Below are 19,297 nucleotides of genomic sequence, written 5' to 3'. Positions count from 1 at the left end.
CGGGCCCGCCGCACCCACCTGTGACACCACCTTGAGCCGCGCACCCACCTGTGACACCACCTTGAAAGGACCATCCCGTGAACAACCCGTTCGACGACGAATCAGGCTCCTATCTCGTCCTGACCAACGCGGAGCGACAGCACTCCCTGTGGCCCGCGGACATCGACATACCCGCCGGATGGTCCACCGTCTTCGGCGCGGCGACGCGTGCCGCGTGCCTCGCCCATGTCGAGGAGAACTGGACGGACATGCGCCCGGCGTCCCTCGTGGCCGCGACGAACGGGGCCTGACCGATGGCAGCCGACGACATCCCTACCGCCGGGCCGACGCCCGCCGGGCCGACGCCCGCCGCGCCGACGCCCGTCGCGCCGACGCCCGTCGGAGCGTCACGATGAGCGGCGTACGGGACACGACGATGGTGCCCCTGCACCGGACGCCGCACGCCGAACGGACCCTGGTCGGCCTGAGCTTCTTCGGCGGCGGCACGGCCGCCTACCGGCCGTGGACCGCGCACCTGCCCCCCGCGACCGACCTGGTCGTGCTCTGCTACCCCGGCAGGGAGGGCAGGTTCGTCGAGCCCTTCGCCCGCGACTGGTCCGAGCTGGTGGACGATGTCGCGCACTCCCTGCGGGCGGCCGACCTCGGCCCGTACGTCCTCTTCGGGCACAGCATGAGCGGTTGGACGGCCTTCGACGTCGCCGCCCGGCTGGAGACGGACGAGGCGCACCGGCCCGAAGCGCTCGTCCTGTCCTCCTGCAACGCACCGGACCGCGGTCTGACCGACAGCGAACGCTCTCCGGCGGCCGAGGACGGCGACGAGCGGCTGCTGGAGTGGATGGGGACGCACGGCCTGCTGCCCCCGCACGTCCGGGAGAGCGCCGACCTGACCGAGGTGGCGCTGGAGCTGATGCGCGCCGACATCGCTGTCCGGGACACCTTCGTCCACAGCGGCGCCACGGTCGGTGTGCCGCTCCAGGTGTTCTCCGGCGCAGGCGATCCGCTGATCCACGCCGACGCGGGTCCCCGGTGGAACGCCCTGACCTCCGGCCCGTACCGGCACGACGTGCTCGGCGGCGGCCACTTCTACACGCCCGAGATCTGGCAGACCCTCCCGAGCCGGATCGCCCCCGTCCACGCCGCCGCAGCCGGCCCTGCCTCCTGAGGAGTTACCTCGTGTCCCCAGTGCCTCCAGTGCCTCCTGTGTCCTACGCCCAGCGCAGGCTCTGGTTCCTGAATCGCGTGGACGGCCGGTCGGCGGTCTACAACTGCTCCCTCGTGATCCGGGCGAGAGGTGAACTGGACCGCACCGCCCTGGCGGCGGCGCTCACCGACCTGGCGGACCGGCACGAAGTGCTGCGCACGGTGTATCCCGGGGTCGACGGCGAACCCGTACCGCGCGTGTCCGACCGGCGGCCCGAGCTGGACGTGGTCGCGTGCGAGGAGGGCGGGCTCACCGACGCGCTCTCCTCGGCCGTCGACCGCGGGTTCGACCTGACGACGGATCTCCCGGTGCGGGCGACGGTGTTCACGACGGCGCCACGCGAACACGTACTGGCGCTGGTGATCCACCACATCGCCTGCGACGAGTGGTCCTGGGAGCCGCTGCTCACCGACCTGGCCACGGCCTACCGGGCCAGGACCGCGGGGGAGTCCCCGCGGTGGACGCCCCTGCCCGTGAGCTACCCGGACTACGCGGTGTGGCAGCGGGAGCTGCTGGGCGACCAGGACGATCCGGCGAGCCTCCTCGCGGCGCAGCTGTCCTTCTGGCGGGAACGACTGGCCGGGCTGCCCGCCGAGCTGGACCTGCCGTTCGACCGGCCGCGCCCCGCCGTGGCGGACCACCGCGGCGACCAGGTACCGCTGAAGCTCGACGCCGAGCTGCACCGGCGCCTGACCGAGGTCGCCGCCGATCACGGGTGCACCACGTTCATGGTGCTGCAGGCCGGGCTGGCGGTCCTGCTGTCCCGGCTGGGGGCCGGGACGGACATCCCGATCGGCACACCGGTGGCGGGACGGCTCGACGAGGCGCTGGAAGACGTGGTGGGTTTCTTCGTGAACACCCTGGTGCTGCGCACCGACGTGTCCGGCGATCCGACCTTCACCGAGCTGCTGCACCGGGTGCGGGACGCGGACCTCGCCGCCTACGACCACCAGGACATCCCCTTCGAGCGGCTCGTCGAGGACCTGAACCCGCAGCGGTCACTGGCCCGGCATCCGCTCTTCCAGGTCATGCTGACCCTGTCCAGGGGCGAGGAGGCCACGCTCGCGCTGCCGGGCCTGGAGTGCACCGAACTGCAACTGGACGCGCAGGTAGCGAAGTTCGACCTGTCCGCCGACTTCCGGGAGAACCACACACCGGACGGGAACGCCGCGGGCATCGACGGCTCCCTCGAATACGCCACCGGCCTGTTCGACCGGGCCACCGCCGACCTCGTCGCCGATGCCCTGCCCCGGCTGCTGTGGCACCTCGTGTCGGCACCGGACCGGCCCACCGGCGAGGCCGACCCGCTCTCCGCCGAGCACCGCCACCAGGTCCTCGACGTATGGAACGACACCGGCACGCCCACGTCGTCGGCCACCGCGCCGGAGCTGTTCGAGGAGCAGGCCGCGCGAACCCCGCGGGCGACCGCGCTGGTGTGCGGGAGCACGAGCCTCACCTTCGCCGAACTGAACGACCGGGCCAACCTGCTCGCGTACCGCCTGCGCGCCCTGGGAGCCGGGACGGAACGGGTGGTCGGGCTGGCCCTGCCGCGGTCGGCCGACTCCGTCGTGGCGATGCTGGCGGTGCTCAAGACCGGCGCGGCCTATCTGCAGCTCGATCTCGAATACCCGCCGGACCGGATCGCGCACATGCTGCGGGACACCGCCCCGGTCGCCGTCGTCACGGACACCGCGACCGCGGCGGCGTACGGGCTCGGCGCGCTGCCCGCGGTGTTCGTCGACCGGCTGGAGACACCGGCCGGTCCCGTGGCGGACCTTGACTGCCGCGTGCTGCTGGACAGCGTGGCGTACGTCATCTACACGTCCGGCTCGACCGGCCGCCCCAAGGGCGTGCTGACACCGCACTCCGCGCTGAGCAACCTGTACGCCTTCCACCGCGCGGGGCTGCTCGCGCGCACCGAGGCCGCCGCGGGCCGGCGGCTGAGGTCCGCCGTCACCGCCTCGCTGTCGTTCGACACGTCGTGGGAGGCACTGTTCTGGATGCTCGCCGGACACGAACTCCACGTGATCCGGGACGACATCCGGCGGGACGCCGCCGCGCTGACGGCCTACGTCGGGGCCGCCGGGATCGACGTCCTCGACGTCACCCCCACCTACGCGGAGCATCTGCTCGACGAGGGCCTGCTGTCCGGACCGGGTGCGCCGCTGGTGCTGCTGCTCGGCGGGGAAGCCGCCGGGCAGTCGCTGTGGAACCGGGTGCGGGAGGCGTCCGGGACGCTCTGCTACAACCTCTACGGTCCCACGGAATGCACCCTGGACGCGCTGTGGTGGGACGCCGCGGACAGCCCGCACCCGCTGATCGGCAAACCGATCGGCAACACCAGGGTCTTCGTGCTCGACGAGCGACTGCGCCCCGTCGCACCGGGTGTCCCGGGCGAGTTGTACGTGAGCGGCCCCGGCGTGGCCCGCGGCTATCTGAACCGCCCGGCGGCCACCGCCGAACGGTTCGTCGCCTGCCCCTGGGCCCCGGAAGGGGAGCCGGGGAGCCGCATGTACCGCACCGGTGACCTGGTCCGGTGGGACCACCGGGGCAGGCTGGACTACCTGGGCCGCGCCGACGACCAGGTCAAGGTGCGGGGCTTCCGCATCGAACTCGGCGAGGTGGAGGCCGCGCTGACCCGCTGCCCGGAGGTGGCGCAGGCCGCCGTCGCCGTACGGGAGGACGCCCGGGGCGACAAGCGGCTGGTGGGGTACGTACAGCCGGCCGGGGACCGGGCGCCCGAGGCGCGCGAACTGCGCGGGTGGCTGTCCTCGATCCTGCCCGACCACATGATCCCGTCGTTCTTCCAGCCGGTGACACGGCTGCCGATGACCCCCAACGGGAAACTCGACCGGGACGCGCTGCCGCCCCCGGACTTCGCACACCGTCCCGCGTCCCGCGGTCCGCGCGGACCCCACGAAGAAGCCCTCTGCGGGCTGTTCGCGGAGGTGCTGGGGCTGGACCGGGTCGGCGCCGAGGAGAACTTCTTCGAGCTGGGCGGTCACTCCCTGCTCGCCACCCGACTGCTCTCCCGGACACGCGCGGTGCTGGGCGGGCAGCTCACCGTCCTGGACCTGTTCCAGGCACCCACCGTCGCCGAACTGACGGACCGGCTCGCCGCGGGCACCCGGCACGATCCCCTGTCGGTGCTGCTCCCCTTGCGGACGGGAGCCGACCGGCCGGCGGTGTTCTGCGTGCATCCGGCCGCCGGGATCAGCTGGAGCTACGCGGGCCTGCTCGGCCACCTCGATGCCGGCCACCCCGTGTACGGCCTGCAGTCGAAGGGCCTCACCGATCCGGCGGCGACCGGCCGCCCCTGGCGCGAGACGGTCGAGGAGTACGCGCGGCAGATCCGGTCCGTGCAGCCCGAGGGGCCCTACCGGCTGCTCGGCTGGTCCTTCGGCGCCGTGGTCGCCCACCTGCTGGCCACCGAACTGCAGGCCCAGGGAGCCGAGGTCGACCTGCTCGCACTGCTCGACGGCTACCCGCCCGAATCGACACCCGGCCACCCACCCCTCGTCGACGGCACCTCCGAGACGTACACCGAGCTGCTGCACTCCCTGGGGTACGACCTCTCCGCGCTCGGCGGAGAACCACTGGGGCACGAGGCCTACGAGCGGACGCTCCGCACGCCGGGCGGCCCGCTCGAACGGCTGACGCAGGAAGAGGCCGCCGCGCTGGCCCGGGTGTTCGTGGACAACGACCGGATCCACGAAGAACTCCGGCCGGGGACGTACCGGGGTGACCTGGTGTTCTTCTCCGCCACGGAGGGAAGACCACAGGACGCGCCGCCGCCCGGGTCCTGGCGCGGCCATGTGACCGGCCGGCTCGAAGTCCACGAGATCGCCTGCGCCCACGGTGAGATCACCCGGGCTGAGCCGATCGCGCGCATCGGCGCCGTGCTCGCCGGGAAGCTCGCCCTGCTCGACGGTTCGCGGCCCACGGCGGGTGAACGATGACCGGCACGTCCCAGCAGAGCCCGGTCGACCAGGGCCCGTCGCACCAGAGCCCGGTCGACCAGAGCCCGGTCCACCAGAGCTCGGTGGCCGGACGCGAGTTCCGGCTGTTCTGGTTCGGGGAGACCACCAGCCTGCTCGGCAACGGGATCGCCGTGGTCGCGCTGCCCTTGGTCGCCGTGATCACCCTGCACGCCGACACGTTCGTCGTCGGCATGCTGACGTCGGTCGCCTATCTGCCCTGGCTGATACTCGGCCTGCCCGCGGGCGCGTGGGTGGACCGCCTGTCCCGCCGCCCGGTGATGCTGGCCTGCGACGCCGTCTCCTTCGTCACGTTCGTCAGTGTGCCGGTCGCGGCCTGGGCGGGCGTCCTCACCGTTCCCCATCTGCTCGTGGCCGCCTTCACCGGCGGTTGCGCGAACGTCTTCTTCACCACCGCGCACCGCGCGTATCTGCCGACCCTGCTCCGGGACGAGGAACTCCTGGCCGGCAACGCGCGGTTGCAGGGCAGTGAGTCCACGGCGGAGGTCATCGGCCCCGGCCTGGCCGGAGTCCTGGTGCAGGCCTTCGGAGCCGTCGCCGGGCTGCTGGCCAACGCCCTGAGTTTCGTGGTGTCGTGGCTCTGTCTGCGGGCGATCCGGACGGTCGAGCCGCCGCCCCTGCCGCCCCCGGCGGTCCGCAGGCGCCGGCTGCGCACCGAGGTCGGCGACGGCCTGAGATTTCTGTTCCGGGACCCCATTCTGCGTACCCTCGCGGTCTTCAGCGCGGTGTCCAACATCGCGTTGACCGGCCTGAGTTCGATCGAAGTGGCGTTCCTGGTACGGACGGTCGGTGTCGGCGAGGCCGTCCTCGGCGCGGTGCTGACGCTGTGCGGCCTCGGCGGGGTCCTCGGAGTGGTGCTGTCCCACCCGGTCTCCCGCCGGCTCGGCACCGCACGGGCCGCGCTCGTCTTCCAGCTGTGCGCCGCGCCCTTCACGCTGCTCTTCCCGCTGACCGGTCCGGGCGCCGGCCTCGCGTTCTTCGTCGTCGGCGGAGTCGGCGGCGGCGCGGGAGTGGTCGCGGCGAGCATCATCACCGACACCTTCCGCCAGCGGTACTGCCCACCGGACCTGATCGGGCGCATCAGCGCGAGTGCGGCCGTGATCAGTTTCGGCGCCATCGCCGTCGGTGGACTCCTCGGCGGCGCACTGGGCGAATTGTTCGGCGTCCGGGAAACGCTCTGGGCGATGAGCGGGCTGCAAGTGCTGTCGACGGCCATTCTGCTGTTCAGCCCCATCCGAAAACTGCGCGATTTCCCCGAATCCGAACGCGCAATTCTTGCGGCTGAGACCGAAAAGGCCGTGTCCTAAAGGGTCCTGGCCGTTTCCGCACACCGCCGGAGGCTTTTCTCGGCGTACTGCATAAGTAAGCTGTTGATAGCGAAGAAAGAACGCACAGAGCTCATCGAAGCGAGGTTTTCATGCAAGAGGGAAGCTCTTTGGAGAATCTTCCGGCCGCAGTTGTTCTGCGGGACGACCTGGATATCGATCTGCTGAACGCGGATCTCGCGGAGCTGAGCGGTTCCGAGTTCTGGGCATTGCAGCGGTCCTTCGAGGACGGCGTCGTCGGGGAGGAATCCGATGTGGACTGGAAGGTCCTCTCCCTGCGCGCCCCGGGCGGGGACGTCCGGCGCACCGACCCCGGCGGCCCGGGACGCGACTGGTTCGCCGACACGCCCCTGATGGCGAAGGCGCCCTACCTCGGCCGGATCCTGTCCGAACTGGGCACCGAACTGCGCAGCGTCCGGCTGATGGCCCTGGCCCCCGGGGTGTCCGTCCCGGAACACTCCGACACCCCGATCGGCCTCCCCTACGGCTACGTACGGCTGCACATCCCGCTGGTCACCAACCCCGGGGCCGTGCTGGTGATGGACGGCACGGAACAGCGCTGGCAGCCGGGAACGCTCTGGTACGCCGACTTCGACCGGCCGCACTCCGTACGCAACGAAGGGGACCGGGCCAGGATCCACCTGGTCGCGGACTGCGCGACCAGCGACAGTCTGCTGGCCCTGTTCCCGGAGAGCTTCCGGGCGGCGCTGCCGGCCAGCGACATCGCCTACTACCGGCCCGTCCTGCCCCTGACCCGGACCGAACTCGCCGAGTTCGGCTGCCGCTTCGACGTCCCGTTCTCCTTCATGGAGTGGGGACTCCAGGTGGTCGACGACCGGGAGAGCGACCTCGTCGCCGAGGTGAGCGCCGAGGACGACGGGCTCGTCCTGCGCGTCGAGGGGCGCGCGCCCGTGGAGCTGCTCCACCTGGGCGCCGGCGAGTTCCGGCTGCTCGGCTGGAGCGAGGAACGGCTGCTGCGCCTCGACCTCTTCGACGACGGCCCGCGGGTGGAGTTCTCCACGCGGCGCGGACGCCGGCGCCAGGTCGTCACCCGCCCGGCGCACCGGCTCGCCACGGTCTGACGGCCCGAACCGCCGACCACCACCCGCCCACGACCACCAGTCCACCCATGGACGACCACCGCTTGGGGAAAGTCATGCAGACACTGACCGAAACGCCCGCCCTCGTCGAGAACGGCTTCGCCCGCTGGGACCTCGCCGAGGAGTTCGGGATCTCCGAATCCGACGCGGCCTTCCAGAACCTGCGCGCCGAGTTCGTCGACCTGCCACCGGACCCGTACGCGACGGAGGAGGGACGCAACCGCCGCTACGCCCGCGGTGTCTTCCTCCCCTGGTCACGGGAGTTCAGCTGGATACCGGACACGCACCTCGGTGACCAGGGCTGGATGAACGGCTACTGGCAGGCCGACCACAACCCCGACTACGTCGGCGTGGTCCGCAAGCTGCCCGCGATGAGCGAGTCCGCCCGGAACAACCCGATCATCCACGAGATCCTCTCCTTCGACTACGCACAGACGCGCTGGTCGCAGGACGACGCGTCGTTCCCGCTGCACGTCGGGGTGCACCTGATCAAGCTGGCGGTGGACGACCCCGGGCACGAGGCCATCTCCTCGCCCAACGAACTCCACCAGGACGGCGAGCCGTTCGTCTTCGCGCACCTGGTCTACCGCCGCAACGTCGTCGGCGGGTCGAACATGATCGCGCCGCCGAAGTACCGGGGCAAGCTGCCCGAGGACGTGCCCGCCGGCGAGGCCTTCGCCGAGTTCGAACTGACGAAGCCGCTGGAGTCGTACGGCGTCACCGACGAGAAGGTCAGCCACTACGTGGCCCCCATCAGGCGCGGGGCCGGACCGGAGACGGGCGAGCGCGCGGTGATCCTCGTCGACTTCACCCCGATGCGCCAGCACATCTGAGACGGATTCCGCACCATCCGACTGTCCATGTGAATGTCCGTGCTGAGCCGAGGAGGGCGAAAGCCCATGAAAGACAGCCGATCCCGGGCGATGTCCGAGATGCAACTGCTCGACTGCACCTTGCGCGACGGTGCCTACGCCGTCGATTTCGAGTTCGACGAGAATTTCGTGGTCGAACTTCTCTCAGGCCTCGACGAGACCCCTGTTTCCAGGGTCGAGATAGGTCACGGGATCGGCCTGGAGGCCGAGCGGACCGGCGTGAAGGCGGGAAACATCGACCACTTCACCTGGTGCGAACTCGCCCGGTCGACCCTGACCACGAAACCCTGGGGAATGTTCGCACAGCCCGAATTCACCCGGCCGGCGACGATCGGGCAGATGTGCGACCGCGGAATGTCGTTCGTCCGGATCGGTGTGGAACCGGACCGGGTCCGGGACCACCTGCCCTACCTCCGGCAGGTCACGGACGTCTGCGGTGAGGTCTACCTCAACCTGATGAAGTCCAGTGCCACGTCCGTCGACCGGCTGCTGGACATGCTCGACGGGGTCGGACCGGAGATCGCGGGAATCTACGTGGTCGACTCCTACGGCTCGATGACGCCCGAGACCGTCGAGAGCTATGTCGGCGCGGTCGCGGAACGCTATCCGGTCGTCGGCTTCCACGGTCACGACAACCTCGGCCTGGCCAACATCAACACCGTCACCGCCTTCCGGGCGGGGGCCACCGTGCTCGACGGGACGCTCCACGGCATAGGACGCGGCTCCGGCAACGCCGCCATCGAATCCCTCGCCGGGATCGTCAGCGTCATGGACCGGGACCGCTTCGACTACCAGAAGCTCGCCGAACTCGCCGAACTCTGCCGGGTCAACATGAAGGTGATCGGCGAGGAGCGCAAGATGCAGGTCCTCGGCGCGGTGATCGGCATCCACTCGGGCTTCTTCCCCCTGGTCGAGGAGCTCGCCGTCAAGTACGGGACCGATCCGGCCCGGCTCATGGAGGCCGCGGTCGGGGCGGCACAGGAGAGCCCGCGCGCGGCCGACTTCCGGGCGGCGGCGGCCAGGATCGCCGACCACGCCGGCCCGCGCTCCCTGCAACTCGCCAACGCCACCTGAGAGGACGGACGAGATGAAGCTCGCCAAGAGCGGCAACGGGCAGGACGTCCTCGTGGGAATCGACGGCAGCTGGTTCCCCCTGCGGGAGGTCAGCGGCTACGAGCAGGTCACCCGCATCGGGGACCTGGTCGCAGACCCGCGGTTCGGCGACCTGGAGGCCGAGGTCAGGAGGCGGACGGCCGGGTCCGCCGGTATCGCCGTCGACCTGTCCGAGGCGTCGACCGTCGTCGACGACGACGCCGGCATCTGGGGCGCCGGACTCAACTACCGGCGGCACTCCGAGGACCTGGAGACCGAACAGCCCGGCCGCGGCCCCGGCTCGTACCTGCGGCCCACCTCGTGCCTCATCGGCAACGGCGGAACCATCCAACTGCCCGTGCAGTCGCAGCGGGTGACCGCCGAGGCGGAACTGGGCCTGGTCGTCGGCACCCGCTGCAAGGACGTCCCCCGCGACAAGTGGCGGTCCGTCATCGCCGGAGTGACGGCCGTCCTCGACATGACCGCCGAGGACGCCATCCGCGAGAACCCGCGCTACATCCCCTGGGCGAAGGGGTTCGACACGTTCTGCAGCATCGGCCCGGCCCTGGTCACCCTGGACGAGTTCCCCGACGACCGCCTCGACGGCGTCCGGATCGCCACCGTCAGGAACGGCGAGACGATCGCCGCGGCCACGCCACGGGACATGAAGTACGACCTGGGCTACCTCGTCGAGTACTTCACCATGGGCCGCACCCTCGCCCCGGGAACGGTGATCTGCACCGGAACCCCCGGCGCCGTACCGATCGCGCCGGGGGACACCGTGCGGGCCGTGGTCGAAGGCGTCGGCACGCTCACCCACCCCGTCGGCTGACCCGACGGCCGCTGTCACAAGCCCGCTCGGCCCTGCGCGTCGGCGGAGAGTGGAACTGGAGTCACATGTCCCTCATACAGGCATTCGAACGCGTTCTGCGGGAGAATCCAGACAACGACGCCGTACGGACGGCGGACCGGACCGTCAGCTACCGCGAGTTCGACAAACTGACCCAGATCTTCGCGGACGACCTGTGCGCGGAGGTCGCCCCCGGCGGGTTCGTCGGCATCGAGGCGAGCAGAGGGCTCGGCGCGATCACGGCGATGATCGGAGCGCTCCGCGCACGCCGCCCGTTCGTGTTCCTCGACAGCCGCGACAGCGTGGCGTCGAACTCGGGCAAGGTGAAACTGCTCGGCGTCCGGCGGCTCGCCCGGTCGCGGGACGACGGCGAGCCCTGCCTCACCGACGTCCCCGAGGCCTGGCGCGCCGGCGCCCCCGATCCCGTGAGCGCGGTCTCCGACGCCGAGGGCGAGCTCTGCTACGCCATCCACACCTCCGGTTCGACCGGCGAGCCCAAGTGCGTGCTGGTGCGCCCGGCCCCGCTCGCCGCGGTGGTCCGGGACCACGTCGAGCGGCTGTCCGTGGGGCCGGACTCACGGACCCTGCAGTTCGCAAGGCTGACCTTCGACGGCTGCATGACCGAGATCCTGTGGACCCTGACCGCCGGGGCGTGCCTCGTGGTCCTTGACGAGGCACGCCTGGCGCCCGGCCCCGAACTGCGGCACACGCTGGAGCACTTCGGCATCACCCACCTCAAGACCACCCCCTTCGCGCTGACCGCGACCGAGCCCAGCGGCGCGATGCGGCTGCGCCACGTGATCAACGGCGGCGGGGCGTGCCGGTCGGCGGTGGTCGCCACATGGTCCGAGGTGGCGGCGCTGCACAACGCCTACGGCGCCACGGAGACCACGGTGTGCAATCTGCTGACGGGACCGCTCGACCCGGCGGCCTGCCGTGACGGGGTGCCCCTCGGCGACGTGGTGGGCGACTGCGCGTACCACCTGCGCGACCTCGACGAAGGGGCCGCGCACACCCGGGCCGACGGCCCGGTGCGCCGGGGCGAGATCGTGATCACGGGCCCCGCCGTCGCCGCCGGATATCTGACCGAGCACGAGGTGCGGCCGTTCGGGCCGGCGGGCGACGGAACGGAGTACCGGACCGGCGACATCGCCGAACTGCGCGACGGCGAGCTGTACTTCGTGGAACGCCTGGACCATCAGGTGAAGCTCCGCGGCTACCGGCTGGACCTCGGCGAGATCGAGAACACCGTGTGCCGGGCGGAGTCCGTCGTCGAGGCGGTGCTGGCCGTGGAGTCGCACGACGGCTCGGAGGGCACCGGGGGCGACGCGCTGGTCTGCTACTACCTGGGCGACGCCGACCCGAGAGAGCTGAGGCGCCATCTCGAAGGGGTCCTGGACCCGTACAAGATCCCCTCGGTGCTGCAGCGCGTCGAGGCGCTGCCGTACACCTCGAACGGGAAGATCGACCGCGAATCCCTGCGGGGGAGCCGCGTCCTCCGCGAGGACGCCGTGGCGACCCCCGTCCAGCAGGTGCTCACCCTCGTGGGCAGCCTCACCGGCGTCGGTGACGCCGCGCTGGACGACAACTTCTACGCCCTGGGCGGCAATTCGGCGTCGACCCTGTCACTGGTCGCGAAGCTGCGCGAACTGGGCTGGCTGGACGCCGGGGTGCGCGACGTGCTGCGCGCACGGGACCTGCGCGTCCTCACCGACCAGCTGCGGCAGCGGAGCGTGTAGCGCGATGTGCGGCCTCTGCGGCACCTTCGCGCCGGGCGGCGGCCTCGACCGCACCGCCGCGGCGACCATGCACTCCCGGCTCCTCCACCGGGGACCCGACGAGACCTACTCGCTGAGCACACCCGTGCTGACGGCGAAACTCGCCCGCCTCGGCATGACCGCCCTCAAGGACGGCTGGCAGCCCGCCGAGGACGGCGGCGGGCGGTTCGTCGCCGTCACGAACGGCGAGATCTACAACGCCGACGAACTGCGCGGCCGGCTCGGCGTGACGCACAGCCCCAACCGCGTCGACGTGGCGGTCATCCCCGAACTGTTCGCACGGTACGGTCCCGCCGGACTCCGCCTGATCGACGGGCAGTTCGCCACCGCGATCCTCGACCGTGCCGACGACACCCTCCACCTGGCCAGGGACCGGTTCGGCATCAGCCCGCTCTACTACACAGAGTCCGGCGGGCAGTTGCACTTCTGCTCGGAACTCGGGCCGCTGGTGCGGTCGGTGCCGGGCACCTGGCGGCTGGACCTCGGCGCGGTCGACCAGTATCTCCAGCTCGGCAACATCGTCGCGCCCCGCACCCTGGTGCGTGACGTCCACGCCGTGCCGCCCGGCAGCGTGGTCCGGTTCGGCGCCGGCCGCGTACCGGAGACGGTCCGCTACTGGCGCTACGGCGAGTTCGAAACCGGCGGGCCCCCGGTGACCGCCGAGGAGATCCGGCACGGGGTCCGGCGGTCGGTGCGCGACCGGCTGCGCGGTGACGTCGAGATCGGGGCCTGCCTCAGCGGCGGGTTCGACTCCTCCACGCTGGTCATGGAGGCCGCCGCGGCCGTGGAGAAACCACTGCGCACGTACTCGGTGGTGTTCGGCGACGCCCTGCTGGACGAACACCGCTTCCAGCGGGAGGTGGCCGCCGCCGTGGGCAGCGAGCACCTGGAGATCACCTGCCGGGACAAGGACATCACCGCCGAGTTCGAGGAGATGGTGCGCCGCTGCTGCTATCCGCAGCGCGAGACCTACAACGTGGCGGCCCTGATGCTGTCGCGCGAGGTCCGGTCGAGCGGACTCAAGGGCGTGCTGTCGGGGGAGGGCGCCGACGAACTGTTCTTCGGCTACGACTCGTACGCGTTCGACGGGTACGGCCGCACAACGCCTCCCAGCCGTGCGGAGAACGAGAGCGCGTGGGGGAGGGCCGACTTCTCCTGGGAGGTCGACTGGCGGCAGGTGGACCACCGGCGGTCGGACGCCCTGACCCAGGAGAGTGTCGAGGCGCTCGACGGCCGGGAATTCTGGCGGGACAGGCTGATTCCGTTCACCGACGGCGAGGCCGCGAAACTCACCCCGATGCAGATGCGCTCGGTGGCCGACACCTCCGTACAACTGGGGAGTCATCTGCTCGGCGACCACGGCGACGCGATGATGATGGCGAATTCCGTGGAAGGCCGCTATCCGTTTCTCGGGAATCCCGTGGTCGACCTGGCGCTGCGCGTCGGCGACGACGAGAAGGTCGCCGATTTCGAGGGCAAGGCCTGCCTCAAAGCGGCCTACGCCGGCATCGTCCCGGACACCGTACTGCGGCGCGCGAAGCAGGGATTCACCGCGCACGGCCTGTCCGCGGTGGCCCCCGACCCCCTCATGACCAGGTGGCGCGACATGGTCGCGGCCAGCGGCGTATTCCGTACGGACGCGCTCGAACGCATCGCGGCCCGCGGCGCCGCAGGCAAATGGGACACACGGCTGAGTGTGATCACCATCAGCATGGTGATCGACGAACTGGGACTGCGGGGCCCCGCGTAACGAACTGCGCCCGCGTGACGAACTGCGCCCGCGCAAGGAACGGCTTCCGGGCCCATCACCCCACCCCCCCCTCATGAATCCGGCAGAAAAGAATCAGGCAGAGAGGTCATAGCGTCATGCTCACCGAACATCAGATAGAGGAATACCGGTCCGAAGGATTCCTGCTCCTCGAAGACGTCTTCAACGCCGGCGACATCGCCGCTCTGCGACGCGAGGTGGCCGATCTCTCCGCGACCGAGCACCCCGGGCGGATCTTCGAGGAGGACGGGACCACGGTGCGGGGCATCCACGGCTGCCACACCACGGGCCCGCTGTTCTCCAGGCTGGTGCGCCTGCCCCAGCTGCTCTCGGCGGCGGAGCAGATCCTTGAGAGCAAGCTGCATGTGTTCCAGTTCAAGGTCAACGCCAAGAAGGCGCTGCGCGGCGAAGTGTGGCAGTGGCACCAGGACTACAGCGTCTGGGGCCCCAAGGACGGTATGCCGGAGCCACGGGCGGTCAACGTCGCGCTGCTGCTGGACGACGCGACCGAGCACAACGGCCCGCTGCTGGTCGTGCCCGGCTCGCACCGCAACGGCGCGATTGCCCCGTGGCGCCCCGAGCCCGGGGACGGCTCGCAGTGGGAGGCCGACCTGTCGTCGAAGCTGAAGTTCGCGCTGGACGCCGAACAGATGACCAAGGTGACCGCCGAGTCGGAGATCCGGTCCGTCACCGGACGCGCCGGGAGCCTGCTGTTCTTCCACCCCTGCATCGCGCACGGCTCCGGCGCCAACATGTCGCCGGCCGACCGGACCATGGCGTTCGTCAGCTACAACAGCGTCGACAACGAACTGCGCGAAGTGCCGCACCCGCGCCCGGAGTTCGTGGCGTCGCGCGACTACCGGCCGCTGGAGCTCGTGGACGGCGGTCTGATCGCATGAGCGACCTCGATGTCCCACTGATCCACATGCTGATGGACGCCGTCGCCCGGCACCGGGACGCGGTCGCGGTCGTCGACGACGGCGTCACCCACACCTACGCCGAACTCGACGAACTGTCGGCCGAGATCGCCGGCGGCCTCGCCGCACAGGGCATCGGCCCCGGTGACGTCGTCGACGTCCACTCGACCCGTTCGTGGTCCCGCTGTGCCGCGGTACTGGGCGTGTGGCGCGTCGGAGCAGGCGTCCTGTCCATCGACCCGACCATGCCGCCCGCCTGGACCGGCAAACTGGTCGGCAGCGCCGGCTGCTCCCTGATCCTGCGGGCCGACGAGTGCGCACCGCTCGACGCCGGCGTCCCGGAACACACCTTCCGCTCGATCCGCGGAACGCGACGGGACGAGGTCGTGACCGGCCCGGTCTGCTACGTCATCCCCACCTCGGGCTCCACCGGCGAACCCAAGGCCGTCGCGGTACCGCCGGTCGTCCTGGCCGAGCTGGGCGCCTGGCACGTCCGCCGATGGAGCCACGACCGCCCCCCGAACACCCTGCACATGTCGTCCATCGGATTCGACATGGTGTACGAGGACACGGTGGCGACCTGGCTGGCCGGCGCGACCCTGGTCATGGTGAACGACCAGGACAGGCTGGACCCCTTCACGCTGGTCGACATCATCCGCGAGCACGGCGTCGCCCGGCTCTTCCAGCCGGTGGTCGGACTGCACGGACTGGCCACCGCCGCGTGTGTCGTGGGCGGCGGAGTTCCGAGTCTGCGGGAGATCTCGGTTGCGGGCGAACAGCTGGTGATCAACGAGGAGGTACGGACGTTCTGCGCCGACGGTGACCTGACGCTGGTGAACCAGTACGGGCCGAGCGAAACCCATGTGGTCACCCAGTACCGGCTGTCGGGCGACGTCACGGACTGGCCCGACCGGCCGCCGATCGGCACCGCCGTCGTCGACGCGGAGCTGCTGTGCCTGGTGGACGGCAGGCTGCGCCCGTTCGTGGCCGGTGAGACCCGGGAGCTGGTCATCGCCGGGAACTGCGTCGGGATCGGGTACGCCGGCGACGACGCGCTCACCGCGAAGAAGTTCCGGAAGGTCGAACACCGCGACGGCCGTATGCGCCGCTGCTACTTCAGCGGAGACCTGGTCACGTTCGACGGCACCGACTTCCACTTCGTCTCCCGGCTCGACGACCAGCTCAAGGTGAACGGCTACCGGGTCGAGCCGGGCGAGGTCGAGTCCGTGATCGCCGGGGTCGCCGGGGTCCGCCGGGCCGCGGTCGTCGGGGTCAAGGTCGCCGCGTCCACCCAGTTGGCGGCGTACTACACCCGCGCGACCGGCGCGGAGGTCGACCGGGACGACCTGGTCCGCGCGTGTGCCTCAGGGCTGCCCAAGTTCATGATCCCCCGGCACTTCGTCGAACTGGAGGAGCTCCCGTCGACACGGAACGGGAAGATCGACCGGGCGAAGCTCCGGGAGGCGTTCCAGGAGCCCTCGGCGAGCCGAGTCTGACGCGCTGCCCCGTCCGGGCCGTCGTGAACGGACATCTGCCACGGCTGAAGGCGTCTCGCGGCACCCCGAACGCGCCGAGGGACGCCTTCAGCCCTCACGTACGCCCGTATTACACCTGATTGTTGACCTCTGGGTGTTTCGTTCACCCCCCGCTTTGGTGCCAGGGCACTTGGTGAATGGTTCCGCCGGTGGTTTCCGGGACGGGCGCCCCCCATGCTGGAAGAGCGGAAGGGAAACGGCCGGACAACACCGGGCGGGACTTTTCAAGCATTCCTCACTCTGAATTCCGGGAGAAACCATGAAGTCTGTCCGCCTGTTCGTCGTCACCGTTCTCCTCGCCCTGACGGTCGGCACCGTTTCCGCCACCGCTGTCGCCGACACCGGGAGCGCCGACGTCCAGGCGACGTCCTCCATCGAGCCCGACGACAGCGGCTGGGGCCGCGCTCCGCAGTGACCTGCGGGTACGTGCGGAGAAGCCGGCCCATGGCGCGTTCCGGAGGCCGTGGTCCAACAGATCCCGGAACACGGGAAACAGACAGAGAAAGGGCGCCGACCCCGTGAGCGATAAACTACGGGAAGCTCTCCGCAAAGTCAGTGACCGGGAAAGAGAAGTGCTCGGACACATAGCGCGCGGAGCCACCTACGGCGAGATCGCCCGGCGCATGAACGTAAGTCCGCATACCGTCGACACCTACCTGCGCCGGATACGCGCGAAAACCGGAGCTCGGAATCGCATGCATCTGCTGCTGCTGGCTCTGTCGGTCGAGGGTTCCCTCATGAGCGCCATCGAGGACATGGGGCTCCTGACGATGCCCCAGCTGCCCGACCGGCCCGACCGGGCCCAGGCCTGACCGTCGGTTCCGTGCGCCGTCGCGGGCGCCTGATGACACGTGAACCCGTGACTGTCGGCACCGATGTCCGGGCGGCAGAATCCTCACCCGGCGGCAGTGGCGCCGAGACAGTACCTCCCCCTTTCCTCCGTGTGTCCGTGCGTTTCGGCGCCCCGACACACCTCATTCACCCAGCATCGCCCGGACTTGCGGCGAGATCGGAGAACCGTGCCCGGACAGCGAGCTCTGAGCCAGCCGATCCAGTCCTTCGTCGAGGAGCTGGCGCTGTGCGTGGCGGCCAACGGTGCCAAAGGGCCGGCCCTGCTGTGGCCCGAGGATCCGAAGACCCTGTCGGCCCTGCTGGAACTGGAGCGCCCGGCCCGTCCGGAACCGGGCGCCGAGTCCTCCGTGCCGGGCGGACCGGGCACGGAGGACCTGGCGGCCGAGCTGGGCCGCAGGCTGCAACTGCGCGTGCGCCCCCTCTTCCGCTTCCTGTCGGCGGACTCTCCCGTCGTGGAGAGCGAGCCGAACGGCGCCGAGCGCACGGTCACGTTCCTGGAAGGGGCCTGCCGGTGCGTCCTGTCACGTGTCGGTGAGGACCCGGCACCCGGCCCCACGCACCCGCTGGGGATGCGGCTGCGTTCGGGCGGCACTCTCTTCGTGCCCCGGGACCACACCTACCGGCTGTCGGAGATCCACGCCCCGACCACCCTGCTCGAACTCCATCTGGAGGGTCCTGGCTGACGGCGTACGCCCCCAGGACGGACCCCGGACGGACCCCGGACGGACCCAGGCCGGACCTCGGACGGCCGCCGGATCAGGTCGGAGCCGCGGTGGGCGCCGCGTCCGGCTCACCGTCGTCGTTCAGCAGCCCCCGCGCGGACACCGCGACGCCGGCCTGGAAACGGCTCTCGGCGCCCAGGGCCTGCATCATGTCGGCGATGTGCTTGCGGGTGGTGCGCAGGGACATGCCGAGCCGCCGCGCGATCGTCTCGTCCTTCAGCCCCGTCGCCAGCAGCTGCAGGATGGTGCGGTCCAGATCCTTGGCGACCGCCTCCAGGCCGTCGGTGACCGCGTCGGAGAACGGCTGGGACTGCGACCACACCTGCTCGAACAGCTCGTACAGGAAGTGCACGACCGACGGCTCCCGGACCACCACCGCGCCCAGCCGGTCGTTGCGGTTGGTCATGAACGCGAGTTCCCGGTCGAAGATGATCATCCGGCCGACGAGCTGGTGGGCGGTCCGGTACTCGCCGCCCAGCGCGCTCACCGTGGCCACGTACGCCTGGCTGGGGCTGTTGAAGCGGGCGGTGTGGTGGTAGACGGTCCGCATCCGCACCCCCCGGGCGAGCATCTGGCTGTCCCGCAGGAGTGCGTCCTGGAGCACCTCGGGCGGGCGCGTGCCGCCGGGCTGCACGGTGACCATGTCCTCGCGGCACTGCTCGGCCGCGCGGTTCAGCGCGGCCCGTACCTGGGTGAGCCCGGGTATGGTCTCCAGGTCCGTGGAGACACCGTGTCTGCCCTCCTGGTAGTCGGCCGCCAACTGGGCGAACTGGTCCCGGAAGACCCGCAGTTGCGTCTGCTGTTCGGCGATCGCCCGCTCCACCGGCGCGGTGGCCACCGCCGCGACGAGATGCGGGTCGACGGCCCAGAGCCGGTCGTCGCCCTCCTCGCCCCTGTGCACCAGGCCGATGCGGACGAGGTAGTCCACCGCTCCGCCCACCGCCGCCTCGTCGACACCCGTCTCCTCGGCCATCCGGGCCGGGTCTAACCGACCGTGCAGGGCCAGCCAGCGGTAAACGGCCACTTCCTCGGCGCCGAGTGTGTCCCCCACGGCGAAAACGTTGTCATCGGTCTGCTGGTTCGCCATCAGTCCTCCGCTCCTGATACCCACATGAACACGTGCCGCATCCTCATCGCACTCAACGTCTCCCGGCTGCCGCGTAGGGGCCGACCGGTCGCCCGCACGGGCTGCGGATCGCCTCGAACGGGACGGGCGACCGCGGAAGCAGGCTCATGGCTGGGAATCTAGTGGCTGACGCACGCCTGGTCGATCAGGCCTTGTACGAC

General features: G+C 70.6%; 16 protein-coding genes. 15 read left to right on the top strand and 1 reads right to left on the bottom strand.

Annotation, left to right across the window (positions count from 1 at the left end):
* The first annotated feature begins 77 nt into the window (after positions 1–77).
* From J8N05_RS31955 to J8N05_RS31885, 15 genes are all read left to right on the top strand, one after another.
* Positions 78–290, top strand: coding sequence for an MbtH family protein (locus J8N05_RS31955; protein ID WP_210888956.1), 213 nt, complete (start codon positions 78–80; stop codon positions 288–290).
* Between the two features lie 101 nt (positions 291–391).
* On the top strand, positions 392–1,162 hold the full coding sequence (locus tag J8N05_RS31950; protein ID WP_210888955.1) for a thioesterase II family protein: 771 nt from the start codon (positions 392–394) through the stop codon (positions 1,160–1,162).
* A gap of 29 nt (positions 1,163–1,191) precedes the next feature.
* Positions 1,192–5,160 (top strand): non-ribosomal peptide synthetase, encoded by a 3,969-nt coding sequence (locus tag J8N05_RS31945; protein ID WP_210888954.1) that lies wholly within the window; start codon positions 1,192–1,194, stop codon positions 5,158–5,160.
* A complete protein-coding gene (locus tag J8N05_RS31940; RefSeq protein WP_210888953.1) occupies positions 5,157–6,506 on the top strand; it encodes an MFS transporter in 1,350 nt (449 codons plus the stop codon). Before J8N05_RS31945 ends, J8N05_RS31940 begins: the two co-directional genes overlap by 4 nt.
* Positions 6,507–6,634: 128 nt before the next feature.
* Positions 6,635–7,606 carry an aspartyl/asparaginyl beta-hydroxylase domain-containing protein gene (locus tag J8N05_RS31935; protein ID WP_247706589.1) on the top strand — a complete coding sequence of 324 codons (972 nt, stop codon included), beginning with the start codon at positions 6,635–6,637 and terminating at the stop codon, positions 7,604–7,606.
* Between the two features lie 74 nt (positions 7,607–7,680).
* Positions 7,681–8,457, top strand: coding sequence for a 2OG-Fe dioxygenase family protein (locus J8N05_RS31930; protein WP_210888951.1), 777 nt, complete (start codon positions 7,681–7,683; stop codon positions 8,455–8,457).
* Between the two features lie 66 nt (positions 8,458–8,523).
* Positions 8,524–9,570, top strand: coding sequence for a beta/alpha barrel domain-containing protein (locus J8N05_RS31925; protein ID WP_247706588.1), 1,047 nt, complete (start codon positions 8,524–8,526; stop codon positions 9,568–9,570).
* 13 nt (positions 9,571–9,583) lie between these two features.
* The gene (locus tag J8N05_RS31920) at positions 9,584–10,420 is read left to right on the top strand and encodes a fumarylacetoacetate hydrolase family protein (RefSeq protein WP_210888950.1); all 837 of its coding nucleotides are present in this window, start codon (positions 9,584–9,586) and stop codon (positions 10,418–10,420) included.
* A gap of 65 nt (positions 10,421–10,485) precedes the next feature.
* Positions 10,486–12,177 carry a non-ribosomal peptide synthetase gene (locus J8N05_RS31915; RefSeq protein WP_210888949.1) on the top strand — a complete coding sequence of 564 codons (1,692 nt, stop codon included), beginning with the start codon at positions 10,486–10,488 and terminating at the stop codon, positions 12,175–12,177.
* A 4-nt stretch (positions 12,178–12,181) separates the two neighbouring features.
* Positions 12,182–13,966, top strand: coding sequence for an asparagine synthase (glutamine-hydrolyzing) (gene asnB, locus J8N05_RS31910; protein WP_210888948.1), 1,785 nt, complete (start codon positions 12,182–12,184; stop codon positions 13,964–13,966).
* Between the two features lie 116 nt (positions 13,967–14,082).
* The gene (locus tag J8N05_RS31905) at positions 14,083–14,883 is read left to right on the top strand and encodes a phytanoyl-CoA dioxygenase family protein (RefSeq protein WP_210888947.1); all 801 of its coding nucleotides are present in this window, start codon (positions 14,083–14,085) and stop codon (positions 14,881–14,883) included.
* Positions 14,880–16,397, top strand: a complete 1,518-nt coding sequence (locus J8N05_RS31900; protein ID WP_210888945.1) for an AMP-binding protein — start codon at positions 14,880–14,882, stop codon at positions 16,395–16,397. The genes J8N05_RS31905 and J8N05_RS31900 overlap by 4 nt, the downstream gene beginning before the upstream one ends.
* 298 nt (positions 16,398–16,695) lie before the next feature.
* Positions 16,696–16,851, top strand: coding sequence for a hypothetical protein (locus J8N05_RS31895; RefSeq protein ID WP_210888944.1), 156 nt, complete (start codon positions 16,696–16,698; stop codon positions 16,849–16,851).
* A 103-nt stretch (positions 16,852–16,954) separates the two neighbouring features.
* On the top strand, positions 16,955–17,248 hold the full coding sequence (locus tag J8N05_RS31890) for a response regulator transcription factor (RefSeq protein ID WP_210888943.1): 294 nt from the start codon (positions 16,955–16,957) through the stop codon (positions 17,246–17,248).
* A gap of 207 nt (positions 17,249–17,455) precedes the next feature.
* Positions 17,456–17,971: a hypothetical protein gene (locus tag J8N05_RS31885; protein ID WP_210888942.1), complete on the top strand. Its 516-nt coding sequence runs from the start codon at positions 17,456–17,458 to the stop codon at positions 17,969–17,971.
* A 73-nt stretch (positions 17,972–18,044) separates the two neighbouring features.
* Here the strand turns inward: J8N05_RS31885 and J8N05_RS31880 are convergent, their stop codons facing one another.
* Positions 18,045–19,097, bottom strand: a complete 1,053-nt coding sequence (locus J8N05_RS31880; RefSeq protein WP_210888941.1) for a helix-turn-helix transcriptional regulator — start codon at positions 19,095–19,097, stop codon at positions 18,045–18,047.
* Positions 19,098–19,297: the final 200 nt, after the last annotated feature.

The sequence above is a fragment of the Streptomyces liliiviolaceus genome (genome assembly GCF_018070025.1).
Taxonomy (GTDB): Bacteria; Actinomycetota; Actinomycetes; order Streptomycetales; family Streptomycetaceae; genus Streptomyces; species Streptomyces liliiviolaceus.
Note: the sequence above shows the minus strand (reverse complement) of the source record. Positions and strands in the feature narration are given on the sequence as shown.

Coding starts and splice junctions, on each gene's coding strand:
- J8N05_RS31950 (WP_210888955.1), top strand. CDS start 392: ATGAGCGGCGTACGGGACACGACGATGGTGCCCCTGCACCGGACGCCG.
- J8N05_RS31940 (WP_210888953.1), top strand. CDS start 5,157: ATGACCGGCACGTCCCAGCAGAGCCCGGTCGACCAGGGCCCGTCGCAC.
- J8N05_RS31930 (WP_210888951.1), top strand. CDS start 7,681: ATGCAGACACTGACCGAAACGCCCGCCCTCGTCGAGAACGGCTTCGCC.
- J8N05_RS31925 (WP_247706588.1), top strand. CDS start 8,524: ATGAAAGACAGCCGATCCCGGGCGATGTCCGAGATGCAACTGCTCGAC.
- J8N05_RS31920 (WP_210888950.1), top strand. CDS start 9,584: ATGAAGCTCGCCAAGAGCGGCAACGGGCAGGACGTCCTCGTGGGAATC.
- J8N05_RS31915 (WP_210888949.1), top strand. CDS start 10,486: ATGTCCCTCATACAGGCATTCGAACGCGTTCTGCGGGAGAATCCAGAC.
- asnB (WP_210888948.1), top strand. CDS start 12,182: ATGTGCGGCCTCTGCGGCACCTTCGCGCCGGGCGGCGGCCTCGACCGC.
- J8N05_RS31905 (WP_210888947.1), top strand. CDS start 14,083: ATGCTCACCGAACATCAGATAGAGGAATACCGGTCCGAAGGATTCCTG.
- J8N05_RS31900 (WP_210888945.1), top strand. CDS start 14,880: ATGAGCGACCTCGATGTCCCACTGATCCACATGCTGATGGACGCCGTC.
- J8N05_RS31895 (WP_210888944.1), top strand. CDS start 16,696: ATGAAGTCTGTCCGCCTGTTCGTCGTCACCGTTCTCCTCGCCCTGACG.
- J8N05_RS31880 (WP_210888941.1), bottom strand. CDS start 19,097: ATGGCGAACCAGCAGACCGATGACAACGTTTTCGCCGTGGGGGACACA.